The sequence below is a fragment of the Bradyrhizobium sp. WSM2254 genome (genome assembly GCF_000472645.1).
Taxonomy (GTDB): domain Bacteria; phylum Pseudomonadota; class Alphaproteobacteria; order Rhizobiales; family Xanthobacteraceae; genus Bradyrhizobium; species Bradyrhizobium niftali.
On sequence record NZ_AXAB01000045.1, the window covers coordinates 55,902 to 72,641 of the forward strand.

13 protein-coding genes are annotated in these 16,740 nt (G+C 66.2%); 7 read left to right on the top strand and 6 right to left on the bottom strand.

The genetic code is table 11. The features are described 5' to 3' along the window. The first annotated feature begins 38 nt into the window (after window positions 1–38). The gene (locus tag A3M7_RS0129370) at window positions 39–2,360 is read left to right on the top strand and encodes a xanthine dehydrogenase family protein molybdopterin-binding subunit (protein WP_027547137.1); all 2,322 of its coding nucleotides are present in this window, start codon (window positions 39–41) and stop codon (window positions 2,358–2,360) included. Between the two features lie 180 nt (window positions 2,361–2,540). Here the strand turns inward: A3M7_RS0129370 and A3M7_RS0129375 are convergent, their stop codons facing one another. Genes A3M7_RS0129375 through A3M7_RS0129385 form a run of 3 tightly spaced genes read right to left on the bottom strand, consistent with a single transcriptional unit; the run spans window position 2,541 to window position 5,762 of the window. Then, on the bottom strand, window positions 2,541–3,737 hold the full coding sequence (locus tag A3M7_RS0129375; protein WP_027547138.1) for an acyl-CoA dehydrogenase family protein: 1,197 nt from the start codon (window positions 3,735–3,737) through the stop codon (window positions 2,541–2,543). A 17-nt stretch (window positions 3,738–3,754) separates the two neighbouring features. Next, the gene (locus A3M7_RS0129380; RefSeq protein ID WP_027547139.1) at window positions 3,755–4,903 is read right to left on the bottom strand and encodes an acyl-CoA dehydrogenase family protein; all 1,149 of its coding nucleotides are present in this window, start codon (window positions 4,901–4,903) and stop codon (window positions 3,755–3,757) included. A 4-nt stretch (window positions 4,904–4,907) separates the two neighbouring features. Further along, a complete protein-coding gene (locus A3M7_RS0129385) occupies window positions 4,908–5,762 on the bottom strand; it encodes an enoyl-CoA hydratase (protein WP_027547140.1) in 855 nt (284 codons plus the stop codon). Between the two features lie 288 nt (window positions 5,763–6,050). Here A3M7_RS0129385 and A3M7_RS0129390 point away from each other — a divergent pair, with 288 nt between their 5' ends. The 5 genes from A3M7_RS0129390 (at window position 6,051) to A3M7_RS0129410 (ending at window position 11,148) form a co-directional block, all read left to right on the top strand. Beyond that, entirely contained in the window at window positions 6,051–6,659 is a 609-nt protein-coding gene (locus A3M7_RS0129390; protein WP_008563456.1) for a LemA family protein, read from the top strand. Window positions 6,660–6,791: 132 nt separating this feature from the next. Next, complete coding sequence (locus A3M7_RS0129395; RefSeq protein WP_027547141.1) at window positions 6,792–7,691, top strand: YgcG family protein; 900 nt, start codon at window positions 6,792–6,794, stop codon at window positions 7,689–7,691. Window positions 7,692–7,696: 5 nt separating this feature from the next. Next, complete coding sequence (locus A3M7_RS0129400) at window positions 7,697–8,194, top strand: TPM domain-containing protein (protein WP_027547142.1); 498 nt, start codon at window positions 7,697–7,699, stop codon at window positions 8,192–8,194. Between the two features lie 359 nt (window positions 8,195–8,553). Further along, the gene (locus A3M7_RS0129405) at window positions 8,554–9,519 is read left to right on the top strand and encodes a hypothetical protein (RefSeq protein WP_027547143.1); all 966 of its coding nucleotides are present in this window, start codon (window positions 8,554–8,556) and stop codon (window positions 9,517–9,519) included. Window positions 9,520–9,612: 93 nt separating this feature from the next. Then, window positions 9,613–11,148 carry a hypothetical protein gene (locus A3M7_RS0129410; RefSeq protein WP_027547144.1) on the top strand — a complete coding sequence of 512 codons (1,536 nt, stop codon included), beginning with the start codon at window positions 9,613–9,615 and terminating at the stop codon, window positions 11,146–11,148. 228 nt (window positions 11,149–11,376) lie between these two features. Here A3M7_RS0129410 and A3M7_RS0129420 read toward each other — a convergent pair whose 3' ends face one another. Together A3M7_RS0129420 and putA are read right to left on the bottom strand one after the other, a co-directional pair. Next, window positions 11,377–12,582, bottom strand: coding sequence for a CaiB/BaiF CoA-transferase family protein (locus A3M7_RS0129420; protein ID WP_027547145.1), 1,206 nt, complete (start codon window positions 12,580–12,582; stop codon window positions 11,377–11,379). Window positions 12,583–12,693: 111 nt separating this feature from the next. Then, window positions 12,694–15,693 carry a bifunctional proline dehydrogenase/L-glutamate gamma-semialdehyde dehydrogenase PutA gene (gene putA, locus A3M7_RS0129425; RefSeq protein WP_027547146.1) on the bottom strand — a complete coding sequence of 1,000 codons (3,000 nt, stop codon included), beginning with the start codon at window positions 15,691–15,693 and terminating at the stop codon, window positions 12,694–12,696. 114 nt (window positions 15,694–15,807) lie between these two features. Here putA and A3M7_RS0129430 point away from each other — a divergent pair, with 114 nt between their 5' ends. After that, a complete protein-coding gene (locus A3M7_RS0129430; RefSeq protein ID WP_027547147.1) occupies window positions 15,808–16,269 on the top strand; it encodes an Lrp/AsnC ligand binding domain-containing protein in 462 nt (153 codons plus the stop codon). 171 nt (window positions 16,270–16,440) lie between these two features. On the opposite strand, the gene A3M7_RS0129435 is transcribed toward A3M7_RS0129430, so the two are convergent. Beyond that, window positions 16,441–16,641, bottom strand: coding sequence for a cold-shock protein (locus A3M7_RS0129435; RefSeq protein ID WP_008563500.1), 201 nt, complete (start codon window positions 16,639–16,641; stop codon window positions 16,441–16,443). Window positions 16,642–16,740: the final 99 nt, after the last annotated feature.

Consider the following 16,740-nt stretch of genomic DNA (forward strand, 5'->3'; position numbering starts at 1 on the left):
TGCCCGCAGTTTCGAAAAGACCTCGAGGACCCCACGGAATGAACATTCTTCCCGGCAATTTGCGTTTCGGAGCGGGCCAGCCCGTCAAGCGTTTGGAAGACCTGAGGCTGCTGACCGGGAAGGGGCAATTCATCGACGACAAGCCGCAAGACGGCGCGCTGTGGTTGCACGTGCTGCGCTCGCCGCATGCGCACGCCAGGATCGTTTCGATCGACACCAGCGCTGCGGCCGCGATGCCCGGCGTCACCGCCATCTATACCGGCGCGGACCTCGTCAAGGACGACGTCGGCAGCATCCCGACGCTGAGCATCTTCAAGCGCCCCGACGGCAAGCCGATGACGGTGCCGCCGCGCCGGCTGCTCGCCCATGAGATCGTGCGTTACACCGGCGAGGCGGTGGCGGCGGTGGTGGCGGCCTCCCGCGCGGAAGCGCAGAGCGCGGCCGAGGCGATCGTGGTCGAATACGACGTGCAGCCCGCGGTGGTCGACCCGGTCGAGGCGGTGAAGCCCGGCGCGCCCGTGGTGTGGCCGGAGGCGCCCGACAACATCGTCGGCGCGATGGCTTACGGCGATGCCGCCAAGGTGGACGAGGCCTTCGCCAGGGCCGCGCACACGGTCGAGCTCGACATCGTCAGCCAGCGCCTGGTGCCCTCCGCGATGGAGCCGCGCTCCACCATCGCCGAGATCGACAAGAAGACCGGACGTCTCCTGCTGCACGTGCAGTCGCAGACGCCGGCCTCGACCCGCGACGTGCTGGCGGAAGCCGTGCTCAAGCGGCCCAAGGACAGCGTGCGCGTGCTGGTCGGCGACATCGGCGGCGGCTTCGGCCAGAAGACCAACCTCTATCCCGAGGACGGTATCGTCGCCTACGCAGCGACCAAGCTGAGCAAGAAGATCCGCTGGCGCGGCGACCGCACCGACGAGTTCGTCGGCGGCACCCATGGCCGCGACCTCACCTCGACCGCGTCCTTCGCGCTCGATGAGAAGGGCAAGGTGCTGGCCTATCGCGTCAAGTCGATCGGCTGCACCGGCGCCTATTCCTCGGGTGCGGCGAACATCATCCCGCTGGTGCTCGGGCCGTTCGTGCAGACCGGCGTCTACGACCTGCCGCTGGTGCATTTCGAGGTGAAGTCGGTGATGACGCATACCGCGCCGGTCGGCGCCTATCGCGGTGCGGGCCGGCCCGAGGCGGTCTTCATCGTCGAGCGCCTGTTCGACGCCGCCGCGCGAAGGATCGGCATGGATCCGCGCGCGATCCGCAAAGCCAACTACATCAAGCCGGCGCAGCTGCCCTACACCAACGCGGCGGGCCAGGTGTACGATTCCGGCGCGTTCGCCCACATGCTCGATCGCGCCGTGAAGCTTGCCGACTGGGACGGCTTCGCCGCGCGCAAGAAGGCCGCCAAGAAGAAGGGCCTGCTCTACGGCCGCGGGCTCACCTCCTACATCGAATGGACCGGCGGCCGCGCCCATACCGAGAAGGTCAGCCTGCACGCGACCTCGCAGGGCCGCGTCGTCCTGCATTCCGGCACCATGGCGATGGGGCAGGGGCTTCAAACCACCTACACCCAGATGATCTCCGACACGCTCGGCATTGCCATGGACAAGATCGACGTGGTCCAGGGCGATACCGATCTGGCGATGGGTTTTGGCAGCGTCGGCTCGCGCTCGCTGTTCGTCGGCGGCACGGCTGTGGCCGTCTCGTCGAATGACCTGATCCAGAAGGCGCGCGAGAAGGCGGCGAACGTGCTGGAGACTTCGGTCGAGGACATCGAATATCAGGGCGGCATGCTCACCGTGGTCGGCACCGACCGCCGCATCAGCCTGTTCGACCTTGCCGAGAAGGAGAGCGGCGCAAAACTCAGCGTCGATTCCGAAGGCGAGGTCGACGGTCCGAGCTGGCCGAACGGAACGCATATTTGCGAGGTCGAGATCGACCCGGAGACCGGCGTCTCCCGCGTCGTGCGCTACACCACCGTCGACGACGTCGGCGTCGCCGTGAACCCGATGCTGGTGACGGGGCAGATCCATGGCGGCGTCGCGCAGGGAATCGGCCAGGCGCTCTATGAGGGCGTCTCCTACGATGCCGACGGTCAGCTCCTCACCGCGAGCTACCAGGACTACTGCATCCCGCGCGCCGACGACGTGCCGCCGATCGTGGTGACGCTCGATGACTCCGCGCCGTGCCGCACCAACCCGCTCGGCGCCAAGGGCTGCGGCGAATCCGGCGCCATCGGCGGCCCGCCCTGCGTCACCAACGGCGTGATGGACGCACTCGCCGAGCTCGGCATCACCCAGCTCAACACGCCCCTGACGCCGCAGAAGATCTGGCAGGCGATCAGGGACGCGAAGGTGGGTTAATTGTAGCCTGCGCTGCTGCGGCAATTTCAGCTCGTCGTCCCGGCGAAGGCCGGGACCCATACCCACCGAGCGGAATTTGGCGAAGATCGGTAATTGCCAGCTTCGCGCCACACCTCTTCCCGGCGTATGGGTCCCGGCCTTCGCCGGGACGACAGCGAGTGTGTGGCGCCAGCTTGTGGCTCAAATCCCCAGCATCATCTTCGCAATGATGTCGCGCTGGATCTCGGACGTACCGCCGAAGATCGTGTAGGCCCGGCCGTTGAGATATTCCGGCACCACCGTCAGCATCTCCTCAGGCGTCGCCGGCTCGCGGTTGAGCTTGTAGAGCGGGCGCATCGGCTCGACGGCGAGGGCGTCGTGGCCGATCACGTCGGCGCCCAGCCGCGTCACGGCTTGGCGGATCTCGCTGTTGCGCAGCTTCAGGATCGACGACACCGCGCCGGGATTCTGCCCGGTCTGGAGCGCCGAGAGCACCCGCAGCTCGGTCATCTCCAGCGCGTCGATGTCGACCTCGACCTCCGAGATGCGCGTCGCGATATCCGGACTGTCGATCGCGCGCCCGGTCAGGTCCGACTCGGCGAGGTCCGCGATCGCCTTCAGCCCCTCGCGCAGCTTGGCGGATGCGATGCCCGAGCCGCGTTCGAATTCGAGCAGGTATTTGCCGTAGGTCCAGCCCTTGCCTTCCTCGCCGACGCGGTTGGCGACGGGCACGCGCACGTCGTCGAAGAACACCTGGTTGACCTCGTGGTCGCCGCCGATGGTGAGGATCGGGCGCGTCGTGATGCCCGGCGTCTTCATGTCGATCAGGATGAAGCTGATGCCGTCCTGCTGCCGCGGTCCGTCGCTGGTGCGCACCAGCGCGAACATGCGGCTCGCGTGGTGGGCATGCGTGGTCCAGATCTTGGTGCCGTTGATGATGTAGTCGTCGCCGTCGCGCACCGCGCGCGTCTTCAGCGAGGACAGGTCGGAGCCGGAGCCCGGCTCGGAGTAACCCTGGCACCAATAATCCTCGCCGGAGAGGATGCGCGGCAGGTAGAAGTTCTTCTGCTCCGGCGAGCCAAAGCCGATGATGACGGGCCCGACCATCTTGACGCCCATCACGTTGACGTTCGGCACGCCGGCCCGAGCGGATTCTGTCTCGAAAATCCAGCGCTGCGCCGGCGTCCAGTCCGGCCCGCCATATTCGACCGGCCAGCCCGGCGCGCCCCAGCCCTGCTTGTGCAATGCGCGCTGCCAGGCCATGCCGATGTCAGGATCGGAGAACACCGACGGCGTCAGCGCGGTCGCGCGCTTCATCTCCTCGGTGAGATTTTTGGCGATGAAGCCGCGCACCTCGTCCTGGAAGGCGCGCTCCTCGGCATTGAACGACAGGTCCATGATGCGCTCCTTTCGGTTCAGGCCGATACGCCGGCGCGGCCAAGCCGGGCGTGGCGGGCATAGTGGTGCGCGCTGCCGCCGAACAGCGTGTCGAAGGCGACGAGCCGCTTGAAATAGGCGCCGACCTCGAGCTCCTCGGTGACGCCCATGCCGCCGTGAAGCTGGATCGACTGCTCGCCGACAAAGCGCGCGCATTTGCCGATCTTCGCCTTCGCGCCCGATGCGGCCCGCGCGCGCTCGATCGGCGCGCCGTCTGCCTTCAGCGCGGCGCGCAGCGCCATCGAGCGCGCCTCGTCCACCTGCATCGCCATGTCGGCGAGGCGGTGGCGGATCACCTGGTTGGCGGACAGCGGCCGGCCGAACTGTTTCCGGATCTTGGTGTATTCCAGCGTGGTCTCCAGCAGCGTCTGCATGATGCCGACGGCTTCCGCGCCGAGCGCGGCCATGGCGCGATCGACGGCCCATTCGATGGCCGGGAGCGCGTCGCGGCCGTCGCCGAGCAGGGCGTCCTCCGGAAGATGCACGTCGGGCAGCTCGATGTTGCAGGCGCGCCCGCCGCCGAGCCGCGGATAGTCGGTGATCGAGAGGCCCGGCGCCGTTGCCGGCACCAGGAACAGGCCGATCCGCCCCGATGGCCCGCGATGATCGTGAATATGCGCGGACACGATGATCTCGTCGGCGGCATGGCCGTCGAGCACGGCGATCTTGCTGCCGGCAAGGCGCCAGCCCTGCGCGGTCTTGTTGGCGGCGGTCGCGACCTTTGCGAGATCGAACCGCGCTGCGCGTTCGGAATGCGCAAGAGCCAGCTTCAACGATCCGTCCGCGATCTTTGGCAGGCTCGCCTGCTTCTGCGCGGTGCTGCCGCATCGCTCGATCAGCGCGGCTCCAAGCACGACCGTCGCGACATAAGGCTCCGACACCAGTCCGCGGCCGAAGGCTTCCATCAAGATGCCCATCTCGACCGCACCACCGCCGAGCCCATCAAACTCCTCCGGGATCGGCAAGGCCAGCCAGCCGAGCTCGGCGAACTGCGCCCAGACCGCCGGGCTGAAGCCGAGCGGGTCGTTCGCCATCTTGCGGCGATGATCGGCATCGTAGCTCTCGGCCACAAAGCGTTCCGCGCTTTCGCGCAGCAGCCGTTGCTCGTCACTGAGATTGAGATCCATGTCGCTACTCCGCGGCCGCCGGCGGCTTGCGCACCGAGGGATGCAGGCCGGATGGATCGACGATCATGCCGAACTCCTGGAGGTTATGGGCGTGACAGAGCTGATGCAGGGCAAAGGCCTGGTCGATTGCGGCCGGCTGACCCATCACGTCGACCGAACGATTGACCGCCTCCTTGGTCAGTTTCAGCGCGAAGGACGGTTTTGATGCGATCCGGCGCGCCAGCTCCAGCACGCGCGATGACAACTCCGCGCGCGGCACGACCTGGTTGACCATGCCGAGCTGATGCGCCTCCTGCGCGCTCCAGCTGTCGGCCGTGAACAGGAATTCCTTGGCCTTGCGCGGGCCGAGCTCCCAGGGATGCACGAACCATTCGACGCCGCAGACGCCCATGGTGACCACGGGATCGCAGAACTGCGCATCGTCGCTGGCGACGATGAGGTCGCAGGCCCAGGCCAGCATCAAGCCGCCGGCGATGCACTTGCCGTGCACCTCGGCGATTACAGGTTTTGCCAGATTGCGCCAACGGCGCGTGATCTGGAGATATATTTCCTGCTCGCGCGCGAAGCGGCCATGGGCATTGGCTTCGGCAAAGCCACCCCAATTTCCGATCGGCGGAAAATCGACGCCCGCTTCATTCTTGCCGCCCGGGCGCAGATCGTGGCCCGACGAGAAGTGCGGCCCGTTGCCGGCGAGGATGATCACCTTGACCGTGTCGTCCTGCACCGCGGCATCGAAGGCGGCGTTGAGATCGTAGGTCATTTGCAGGTTCTGCGCGTTGCGCGCATCGGGCCGGTTCATCACGACCCGGGCAATCGCCGGCTCCGGCCGCTCCACGAGGATGGTCTCGAACGAGGACATCGCGTTCCCCCTGGCGTTTCCGTTTGGTCTTGTTGTTTCGTTGAGTTGACTATGTTGGCCAGTGATAGGCAAGGGGCTTGCGTCAATCGGCTGGCGATGGGGCGCGCATATGCTTGTTGCAGTCATTCCGGGGCGCGAAGCGAACCCGGAATCTCAAGATTCCGGGTTCGATGCACCGGTCCGCGCTTGCGCGGTCCCGTCGCATCGCCCCGGAATGACGAGAAGAAATCTCGACACTCGCCATGGCCCTTCTGGTAGTTTGCACCGGATTCCACCGGGAGAAATTTGATGCGCAAGATCCTGACCGTGCTGGCGGCGCTGGCCTCGCTCAGCCTCACCAATTGCGGCTACAACGCGATCCAGAGCGAGGACGAGCAGATCAAGGCCAACTGGTCCGAAGTCGTGAACCAGTATCAGCGCCGCGCCGATCTCGTGCCCAACCTCGTCAACTCGGTGAAGGGCTTTGCGCAGCAGGAGAAGGACGTGCTGCTCGGCGTGACCAATGCACGCGCCAAGGTCGGCAGCATCCAGGCGACGCCGGAGGTGCTGAACGACCCCGCGGCCTTCCAGAAGTTCCAGGCCGCCCAGGGCGAGCTCTCCAGCGCGCTGTCACGCCTTCTGGTCGTCACCGAAAACTACCCGCAGCTCAAGTCGGACGCTCTGTTCAAGGACCTGATGTCCCAGCTCGAAGGCACCGAGAACCGCATCACCGTGGCGCGCAACCGCTACATCAAGGCGGTGCAGGATTACAACGTCACCATCCGCTCGTTCCCGAGCAATCTCACGGCGATGATGTTCGGCTATAAGGAGAAGCCGAACTTCTCGGTGGAGAACGAGAAGGCGATCTCGACCGCACCGAAGGTCGATTTCAATCCGGCGCCTGCGCCGTCGAAGTAAGCGCGTTCAGCCCCGATGCGCACCACATCCTCCGCTGTCATTCCCCGCGAAAGCGGGGAATCCAGTACGCCGCGGCTTCTCCGTAATCCACCGGCGTCTCTGGAATACTGGATCGCCCGGTCAAGCCGGGCGATGACGGCGGGGTTGTGGCGAACGATTGCGGTATTCGCACTCGTCCTCGCCTTCGCCCTCCCAGCCTTCGCCGACGTCGCGGTGCCGCAGCTCACCGGCCGCGTGGTCGACCAGACCGGCACGCTCTCCAGCCGCGATATCGCCGCGCTCACGCAAAAACTGCGCGACTTCGAGACGCGCAAGGGCAGCCAGGTCGCCGTTCTGATCGTGCCGACCTCGCAGCCGGAGACGATCGAGCAGTTCTCGATCCGGGTTGCGGAGGCCTGGAAGCTCGGCCGCAAGAAGGTCGACGACGGCGCGATCCTCGTCGTTGCCAAGAACGACCGGCATCTGCGCATCGAGGTCGGCTACGGCCTCGAAGGCGCGCTCACCGACGTCACCTCGCGGCGGATTATCGACGAGATCATCACACCGAAATTCAGAACGGGCGATTTCAGCGGCGGCATCTCGGACGGCGTCGATCGGATGATCCGCGTCATCGACGGCGAGCCGCTGCCAGTACCTTCGCCGACTGTGAATTTCGGCAATCTGGACGATATCGGGCCGCTCTTCTTCGTGACGGTGTTCGCCTCGATCGGGGTCGGCGGGTTCTTCCGGGCCATGCTGGGGCGACTGCTCGGATCATTGGCGACCGGAGGCATCATCGCAGCGCTGACCTGGCTCATTCTCGGTTCTTTCGCGCTTGCCATGGTGCTCGGCGTCGCCGGCTTCATCATCGGATTCATCGCCGATGTGGTTTCCGCGATGGGACCAGGCACGGGGTCGTCGCGCCGGGGCTCGTGGTCGGGCGGCTCGTCGGGCGGTGGCTGGAGCAGCGGCTCGTCGAGCAGCAGCGACAGCGGCAGCTTCAGCGGCGGCGGTGGCAGTTTTGGCGGCGGCGGCGCCTCGGGGAGCTGGTAGCGGTCATGGGCATCAAGCGCATTGCCAGACATCTGGTGCAGCATCATTGGCGGGCAAAGCGGATCTTTCCGCCAAAGGTGCTCAGCCGCATCGAGCAGGCGATCAGGCAGGGTGAGACCACGCATTCTGGCCAGGTCCGCTTCGTCGTCGAAGGTGCGCTTGACGGCGGCCCCCTGTTCCGCAACCAGCCGGCGCGCGAGCGCGCGCTCGACGTGTTCTCGCACCTGCGCGTCTGGGACACCGCGCACAACAACGGTGTCCTCATTTATCTCCTGCTCGCCGACCGCGACGTCGAGATCATTGCCGACCGCGGCATCGACGCGAAGGTGGGCGCGGCGGGCTGGGAGACCATCTGCCGCGCTATGGAGGCGGAGTTCAGGTCCGGCGCGTTCGAGCGCGGCGTGATCGACGGCATCGCGTCGGTGTCGCGCGAACTGGCCAGGCATTTTCCGCCAGGCGGCCCGCATCGCAACGAGCTGCCGGATGCGCCGGTGGTGATGTGACGGACGGGCAGTAATCCGCACTCCGTCATTGCGAGCCAACGGGTCCGCGCAAAGCGCGGCCCGATGACAGGCTCCGCGAAGCAATCCAGAGTCTTTCCGCGGTGGCAGTCTGGATTGCTTCGCTGCGCTCGCAATGACGACGTGGATGGGCGATGGCCCGGCTGTTGCGCGGCCGTTCATCTTCCCCCGGTTACAATTTGTTTCACGCCCGCCACACCGGTTCCACTTTCCCGGCCCAATTCGGCCCCTGATGACTTCCTAAAATTTCGGTAAGCGGGTCCCGAAGTAAGGATTTCGCAAGCAATGAAAGTTACCAAAAGGTCAATCCAGCGTGGAGTATTTGAGCCGTGAGCGAACCAATGGCTGAGCAGGCTGCCCAAGACACGAGCGTCGTCGAAGCTGCGACCGCGCCGCAGGCCGTCGAAGCTGCCGGGATCGAGGCGCCCTCGATCGCCCCCGACCATGAGGCGCCGCCCAAGCCCGATCCGGTCAAGATCGAGCCGCCGCGGATCGAGGTGCCGAAGTTTGAGGCCAAGGTTGAGCCGAAGGCCGAGAGCAAGCCCGAGCCGAAGCCCGGCAAGCTCATCGTGATGGCCCCCTCCGACCGGTCCTGGGACCGCGAGGATTTCGCCCCGCACGTGAAGGCGGACGAGCCGCGCGAGGCCGGCGGCAAGCGCCGTCTGTCGGCGATGGTCGCAGTGGTGGCGATTGCCGCCAGCGTCGGTGCGATCAGCGGTGCGCTTGCAACTGCCGGCATGATGCACTTTGCCGCGCCGGCGCCGGCGCAGGTCGCCGACACCAGCGCGCTGGATGCCTCCGTCGCGCGGATCGATGCCGACCTCGTCGCGCTCAAGGCGAATGTCGAGCACACCTCCAAGACCGGTCTCAGCCAGGTCAACCGGGCCAACGACCGCCTCGACAAGCTCGAGAAGGCGCAGGCCGAGCCGATGGCCAGGATCGCAAAACTGTCCGAGACCGTGGACAAGCTCCGTGCGACGCCGCCCGCCGCTCCCGCGCAGGCCGCAGCCGCGGCGCCCGCCAGGGAAACCACCGGCTCGATCGCACCGACCCAGGTCGCGACCGCGGCCGCCGCACCGGCTCCCGTGCCCGCCGCGCCCAGGACCGAGGTCGGCCGACTCCCGACGATCGACGGGTGGGTCCTGCGTGACGTCTCGAACGGCGGCGCGCTGATCGAGGGCCGCGGCGGCCTCTACGAGGTCTATGCCGGCGATCCCATTCCCGGCGTCGGCCGCGTCGATGCGATCCGCCGTCAGGACGGCCGCTGGGTGGTCGTCACCAGCAAGGGCCTGATCGTCGCGCGCTAAGCTGCCGACATTCGACTTCCGAAGAGGCGCTTCACCACCATGTGAAGCGCCTTTTTGCTTGAATAGGCGTCCCCGCGCGGTGTTACTGAAGGCATGAACCGCGCGTTGCGAATTCTCCTTGCTGTCGTCGTGCTTTTGGGTGGCGCCATGTCGCTGCCGGCAGCCGAGAATGCACAGCTCACGCGCGGCACCGCCATCACCGATCCCGATGTCCTGCGCAAGCTCGACCAGAACGATGCGCTCACCATCTCGCGCCTGGTGTGGCCGCAGCGGAACGCGGATTTTCCGCTCACGAACGATCTGCTGTTCTCCTCGATGCCGCAGCTTGCGCCAATTCCGCCGGCAGTCGATGCGGAGTTCGATCGCTACATCGCCGGACACAAGGCGGCATGGCCGAGCGAGACCATCGGCGTCGGCGAAGGTTTTGACGTCCAGTTGTTCGATCGGGCCGCGCTGAAATCCCCCAACACGCGTTTCGTGCTGGCCGGCATCGTCAACCGCATGGACCGCGCCTATGTGGCGGAGGACTCTTGCGGCGAGATCCGCTTGATCTATCGGCTCACCCGTTTCGACGCCGGACCGGATGGAACCAGGACGGCGACGCGCCTGCCGATGACGTTCAATCTGGTGATGAAGGCGCGCGATGCCCGCCAGGTCGCTTCGAACGGCAAGCCGATCACCTGCGCCGAGGTCGCGCGGCGCTGGCTCGACAATGGCGATTGGCAGGGGCTGATCGGCGGCGGCTTCCATCCTTACGATGCCATGCTCGATCGCATCGAGACCAACATCCAGGTCTCCATCGCGCCGAAATCGGCGCTGCACGACTTCCGCTCGGACTATTTGCTCAAGGTGTTCAAGTATGATGCCGCGACGAAGACGTTCGAGGAATCGACGCTGGAGAACCAGATCGACCGCGAGCGGATTTTTGCGGACAATGATCTCCGGCGCGACTTCAAGGCGTGGCTGCTCGCGCCCGACCATCTGCGCGAATTCGATCGCGGCACGGTGCTGATCCCCGAGAAATTCCTGGCCAAGGCCGCGGTCGTGCCGACACCCGCGGGCCTTGATGCCTCCGCGTTGCAGCCGGAGTTCGGCATGATGCAAGGGGAGGGCAACAGCGATCCCGTTTTCAGCGACAGCGACGTGGTCGGCGCGTTGAAGCAAGCGACCGCGCGCGGTGACATGCAGAACATCCGTTCGGTCGCAGGCTTCCAGCGCCGTCTCAACGACGTCACCTGCGCCGGCTGTCACCAGACCCGCGGCATCGGCGGCTTCCATTTTCCGGGCGTCGACTGGCTGGCGGACAGGCCGTCCAATTCCACCATCGTGCCGGCCTCGCCGCATTTCCTCGGCGACCAGCTTCGCCGCCGCGACATCCTGACCGCGTTCGCGGCCGGACAGCGCCCTGATTTCTCACGTGGATTTGCCAGCCGGCCGCAGGCCCGCGGCAGCCAGGAGCTGGCCGGCACCGAATATCAGGACGGCTGGGGCGCGCATTGTTCCCTGCAGGATGCGGGATCGGGAACGCTCGACAAGAGTTTTACGTCATGGAGCTGTGCCAAAGGGTTGACCTGTCAGGCTGCCGCGGCCTCGCGCCGCATCGGCATGTGCTTCATCAAGACGCGCTAATCCTCGAGCGATTAGGAATCCACGCTCGGCTGGCTGTCGCTGCGGTAGCTGCGCCTTCTCTCGTCATGCCCGGGCTTGTCCCGGGCACCCACGTTCTGGTTTCCGCGCTCAAGATCGTGGATGGCCGGGACAAGCCCGGCCATGACGGCCCGGAGGGTTGGCTCGCCAATGACAGAGTTTGTGCGGGCGAGTTATCTCCACAGCGGCGTGTGAGCGCTGGCGCGCCTCTTACCCCACCGCTCCCGAACCCCGCAGCTGCTTGATCGCGGCCTCGTCGTATCCCGCTCCGCGCAAGATCTCGTCACTGTGTTCGCCGACGCCGGGCGGCTTGCGCGGCTGCACCTTCTTGGCGCCGTCGACCCAGATCGGGCTGGAGATGGTGAGCATGGTGTCGTTCTCGAACGGCACCAGCACCTCGTTGTCCAGCATCTGCTTGTCGTTCGGGATGTCGTCGAGAATGCCGACGATGCCGAACACGAGGCCGTTGCCGTCGAGAATCTTGCGCCATTCGGCAAGATCCCTGGTGGCGAAGGTCTCGTCAAAAATCTTGATCAGTTCGACCGAACGGGCGTGACGGTCGGCCTTGGTGGCGAAGCGCGGATCGTCAATCAGGTCCTCGCGTCCCAGGCATCTGGCCAGTATCGGAAACTGCTTCTCCTCGCTCAGCAGCGACAGGATCAACCAGCGGCCGTCCTTGCACTGGTAGTGGTTGGCCACGGCGTTCAGCGCACGTTCGCGCGGCCGCCTCTCGGCGAACTTGGAGCCGCATAGTTTTGCCTGCGCCAGCGTGCCCGCGGCCCACACCCCGTTCGCCATCAGATTGGAGGCGACATGCGAGCCCTTGCCGGTCTTCTCGCGCTGATAGAGCGCGGTGACGATCGCGCTGTACAACGCCATGGCGCAGGGATGGTCGCCCATGCCGGCGACCGAGCGCGCCGGCGTGGTGTCGGTATCGGCGCGGACGAGGTCCATCAGGCCGGAGCGCGCCCAATAGGCATTGCTGTCGAAGCCGGGCTTGTTGGCCTCTTCGCCCTTCTCGCCATAGCCGGTGAAGGAGGCGTAGATCAGCCGGTCGTTGAGATGGGCGAGGTGGTCATAGGTGATGCCGAGCTTGGCGCGCACCGGCGGCGGCATGTTGGTGATGAAGACGTCGGCCTCTTCGACGAGCTTGTAGAGCACGGCTTGCGCCTCCGGCTTGGAGAGGTCGAGCGCGATGCTCTTCTTGTTGCGGGCCTCCAGCAGCCAGGCGAAATTGTGCTCCCCAGTGGGATAGCCCGGTATGTTCGGCAGATTGCGGTAGGGATCGCCGGCGCCGGGCGGCTCGATCTTGATGACGTCGGCGCCGAAATCCGACAGCACGGTCGCGGCCGCGGGCGCTGCGATGAAGCTCGCGCAGTCCAGAACCTTCAGCCCCGCAAAAATGCCTTTTTCCATCGCGGCGTTGCTCCCTCGCTCTTGTTGTTTCCCGCGTGCTGGAATTAGCGCGGCCACATCATGGGAGCATTAGACCGATGTTTTGGCGGGATGCAACGCTCCTCGCTGGCCTCACTCCTCCCCTGCGAGCAAGGCAGCGTTGCCGCCGGCCGCCGCGGTGTTGATCGTCACGGTCTGCTCGGTGGCGAAGCGCGCGAGGTAGTGCGGGCCGCCGGCCTTCGGGCCGGTTCCGGACAGGCCGTTGCCGCCGAACGGCTGCACGCCGACCACGGCGCCGATCATGTTGCGGTTGACGTAGATGTTGCCGACCTGGACGCGGTCGATGATCGCCTCGATGCTGTCGTCGATGCGGGAGTGGACGCCGAGCGTGAGCCCGTAGCCGGTGCGCTCGATCGCCTGCAACACGTGTTCGAGGTTCTCGGCCCGATAGCGCACGACATGCAGGATCGGGCCGAACACTTCCTCGGTGAGCTGGCCGGCCTCCTTGAGTTCGAAGATGTGCGGCGCGACGAAGCAGCCCTCGGGCGCGGGGCCGGAAAAGTGCAGCCGCGCCTCCGTCTTCATCCGCGCGATATGCGCCTCGAGGCGCTGCTTGGCCTCGAGGTCGATCACCGGCCCGACATGGGTTGCGACATCGGAGGGATCGCCGATCTTCAATTCCCGCGCGGCGCCCGCGATCATCTCGATCATGCGGTCGGCGACGTCCTCCTGCACGAACAGGAGCCGCAGCGCCGAGCAGCGCTGGCCGGCGGAACGAAACGCCGAGGTCACGACGTCGTCGGCGACCTGCTCCGGCAGCGCGGTGGCATCGGCGATCATCGCATTGATTCCGCCGGTCTCCGCGATCAGCGGCACGATCGGCCCGTCCTTGGCCGCGAGCGTTCGGTTGATGCTGCGGGCGACGTCGGTCGAGCCGGTGAAGACGACACCGGCGATATCAGCGTGCGCGGTCAGCACGGCGCCGATGCGGCCGTCACCGGTGACGAGATGCAGCGCGCTCTTGGGAATACCGGCCTCGTGCAGCAGGGCTACGGCCTCGCGCGCGATGCGCGGCGTCTGCTCGGCAGGTTTTGCGACGACGCTGTTGCCGGCCATCAGCGCTGCCGTGACCTGGCCGAGGAAGATCGCCAGCGGGAAATTCCACGGCGAGATCGCGACGAAGACGCCGCGGCCGCGCATGGCGAGCGCGTTGCTCTCGCCGGTCGGGCCCGGCATCGCCGTCTCGCTGCCGAACAGCTTGCGGCCCTGCGCGGCATAGTAGCGGCAGAAGTCGGCGGCTTCGCGCAGCTCCGAGAGCGCATCGTCGAGCGTCTTGCCGCCCTCGCGCTGGAGCAGCGCGATGAAACGGGCGCTGCGGCTCTCCAGGAGATAGGCGGCCTGCTCCAGCGCGGCCGCGCGCGTTCCCGCCGGCGTCCGGCTCCAGGCCGCAAAACCCGCACGGGCGGCGGCCACCGCTGCGTTGGCCTGGTCCGGCGTTGCATCGGCGATCGGCTTGGGATCGGCTGCCGCGGCCTTGACGTCGGTCAGTAGCTGGTCGAGCGCGGCACGTGCGCCGAATTCGACGCCGCGCGAATTGCGCCGCTCCGGCGCGAACAGATCGCAGGGGAGCGGAATCCTCGGATGGGCCGCCGCTTGCGGCCGGACGATGGCATCCACCGGGCGCTGCAACAGCGCCGGGACCGGGACGCGATAATCGGCCGCCTGCGCCACGAAGGAGGAGTTGGCGCCGTTCTCCAGCAGCCGCCGCACCAGATAGGCGAGCAGGTCGCGATGGCTGCCGACCGGGGCATAGGTGCGGTAGGCGATGTCAGGGTGGTCCTTGGCGAGCTGCTCGTAGAGCGCCTCGCCCATGCCGTGCAGGCGCTGGAATTCGAAGCCGCCGCCGTCCCCGGCCATCTCCAGCACGGTCGCGACCGTCAGCGCGTTGTGGGTGGCGAATTGCGGGAAGATGCGCGGCCGCAGACCGAGCAGCTTCGAGGCGCAGGCGACGTAGTTCAGGTCCGTCATCGCCTTGCGCGTGAACACGGGATAGCCGTCGAGCCCGCGCTCCTGCGCGCGCTTGATCTCGGTGTCCCAATAGGCGCCCTTGACCAGCCGCACCATCAGCTTGCGGTCATGCGCCCGCGCCAGCGCATCGACATAGTCGATCACCGCGCTGGCGCGCTTCTGATAGGCCTGGATGGCCAGCCCAAAACCGTCCCAGCCTGCAAGCGAGGGATCGGCCAGCGTTGCCGCGATCACGTCGAGCGACAATTCCAGCCGGTCCGCTTCCTCGGCATCGACGGTGAAGTTGAGATCATGGGCCTTGGCGCGCTGCGCCAGATCGAGCAGCTGCGGCACCAGCTCGGCCATCACGCGCGCGTGGCTGATCGCCTCGAAGCGCGGATGCAGCGCCGAGAGCTTGACGGAGATGCCGGGCCGGTCGGGCAGGGGATGGTTGCCGGCCGCCTTTCCGATGGTCTCGATCGCGCTGGCATAGGCGTCGAAATAGCGCCTGGCATCCGCCGCGGTGCGCGCACCTTCGCCGAGCATGTCGAAGGAGTAGCGCGTCTTCTGGCCGGAGCGCGGCTTGCCCCGCTCCAGCGCCTGCTCGATGGTCTCACCCAGCACGAAGTGATTGCCCATCAGCCGCATCGCCTGGCGCGTGGCGGTGCGCACCGCCGGCGCCCCTAACCGCTTCACCAGCCGGCCGATGGTGCCGTCGGGCGTCTCGCCGGGCTGGATCACCCGCGCCGACAGGCCGAGCGCCCAGGCCGAGGCGTTGACCAGGAAGGCGGTGGACTTGGTCTCGTGATGGATGAAGTCGCCCTCGCCGAGCTTGTCCTCGATGAACTGGTCGGCGGTGCGCGCGTCCGGCACGCGCAGCAGCGCCTCCGCCAGCACCATCAGTGCGAGGCCTTCCTTGGTCGAGAGCGCGAACTCCCGCAGCATGTCCTCGACCCCGCCAAGCCGGTCGTCGCGCTTGCGGATCGCCTCGATCAGCCGCGTCGCGGTGCGGTCGATCCGCGCCTCCTGCGGCGGGGACAGATGCGCCGCCGGCAGGAGGCGGGCGGCGATGTCGGTATCATCGGGCGCGTAGGCGGCGGTGAAGGAAGGCGGAATGTTCGGCATGGCATGTCCTGTGGCTCAAATCCAGGATAAGGCCGGCATGACCGTAGTTCGATAGACAAGTTAGCCTGTTTGCCTTAGAAAATGAAGATACGTGCCATGATAGCCAGATAAAATATGGAACTTGATCGGATCGACCGGAGAATCCTCGCGATTTTGCAGGAGGATGGGCGAATCGCCAATGTGGAGCTCGCCGAACGCATCGGCTTGTCGCCGACGTCGATCGGCGAGCGGCTGAAGCGCTTGCAGCGCGAGGGCTTTGTCGAGGGCTATGGCGCGCGGCTCAATCCGCACCGGCTTGGCCTCGGGCTTCTGGTGTTCGTCGAGGTGCTGCTCGACAAGACCACGCCCGACAATTTCGAGCGCTTTGCGCGCGCGGTGAAACTCGCGCCTGAGGTGCTGGAGTGTCACATGGTTGCCGGCGGCTTCGACTATCTTGTGAAGGCGCGGCTTGCGGACATGACGGCGTATCGGCGCTTCCTCGGCGAGACCCTGCTGTCGATGCCGGGCGTGCGCGAGACGCGAACCTACGCGGTGATGGAGGAGATCAAGCGCGACGCACCGTTGCCGGTGGGCTGACGAAGTGCCGTCGCGATTGTCATTGCCATGGCGCTGAACAAGCGGTCTTGCAAGGAAAATAGCTCTCCGTGTGCAATCGCAACGCCTGTCGTCGAATGCACTGGCCGTCTTCTAAAATTTTTTTTGGCCCCGCTCCCGGATTGATCCGGGAGGCAGCAAACGCTGGCGGGCTTATACTTTGAGGTTTTCTGCGGAGGTCTTGCCCCGGTTTGCGATCTCTTCGTATTCCACCGTCTGTCCCTCGTTGAGGGTGGACAGACCGGCTTTCTGCACCGCCGAGATATGCACGAACACATCCTTGCCCCCCGACGCAGGCTGGATAAATCCATAACCCTTCGTCGGGTTGAACCACTTGACCGTACCTTTAGCCATCACGACTTCTCCGCGGGTCTTCCTCCGAGATCTCGAACCGCCAGTCCCCGCCAACCGGCCGGTTCGGTCCTAACAGGATACGCGGAATGTGGCAGGCTT

Coding starts and splice junctions, on each gene's coding strand:
- putA (WP_027547146.1), bottom strand. CDS start 15,693: ATGCCGAACATTCCGCCTTCCTTCACCGCCGCCTACGCGCCCGATGAT.
- A3M7_RS0129410 (WP_027547144.1), top strand. CDS start 9,613: ATGAACCGCGCGTTGCGAATTCTCCTTGCTGTCGTCGTGCTTTTGGGT.
- A3M7_RS0129430 (WP_027547147.1), top strand. CDS start 15,808: ATGGAACTTGATCGGATCGACCGGAGAATCCTCGCGATTTTGCAGGAG.
- A3M7_RS0129380 (WP_027547139.1), bottom strand. CDS start 4,903: ATGGATCTCAATCTCAGTGACGAGCAACGGCTGCTGCGCGAAAGCGCG.
- A3M7_RS0129420 (WP_027547145.1), bottom strand. CDS start 12,582: ATGGAAAAAGGCATTTTTGCGGGGCTGAAGGTTCTGGACTGCGCGAGC.
- A3M7_RS0129370 (WP_027547137.1), top strand. CDS start 39: ATGAACATTCTTCCCGGCAATTTGCGTTTCGGAGCGGGCCAGCCCGTC.
- A3M7_RS0129385 (WP_027547140.1), bottom strand. CDS start 5,762: ATGTCCTCGTTCGAGACCATCCTCGTGGAGCGGCCGGAGCCGGCGATT.
- A3M7_RS0129390 (WP_008563456.1), top strand. CDS start 6,051: ATGCGCAAGATCCTGACCGTGCTGGCGGCGCTGGCCTCGCTCAGCCTC.
- A3M7_RS0129400 (WP_027547142.1), top strand. CDS start 7,697: ATGGGCATCAAGCGCATTGCCAGACATCTGGTGCAGCATCATTGGCGG.
- A3M7_RS0129435 (WP_008563500.1), bottom strand. CDS start 16,641: ATGGCTAAAGGTACGGTCAAGTGGTTCAACCCGACGAAGGGTTATGGA.
- A3M7_RS0129405 (WP_027547143.1), top strand. CDS start 8,554: ATGGCTGAGCAGGCTGCCCAAGACACGAGCGTCGTCGAAGCTGCGACC.
- A3M7_RS0129375 (WP_027547138.1), bottom strand. CDS start 3,737: ATGGACCTGTCGTTCAATGCCGAGGAGCGCGCCTTCCAGGACGAGGTG.
- A3M7_RS0129395 (WP_027547141.1), top strand. CDS start 6,792: ATGACGGCGGGGTTGTGGCGAACGATTGCGGTATTCGCACTCGTCCTC.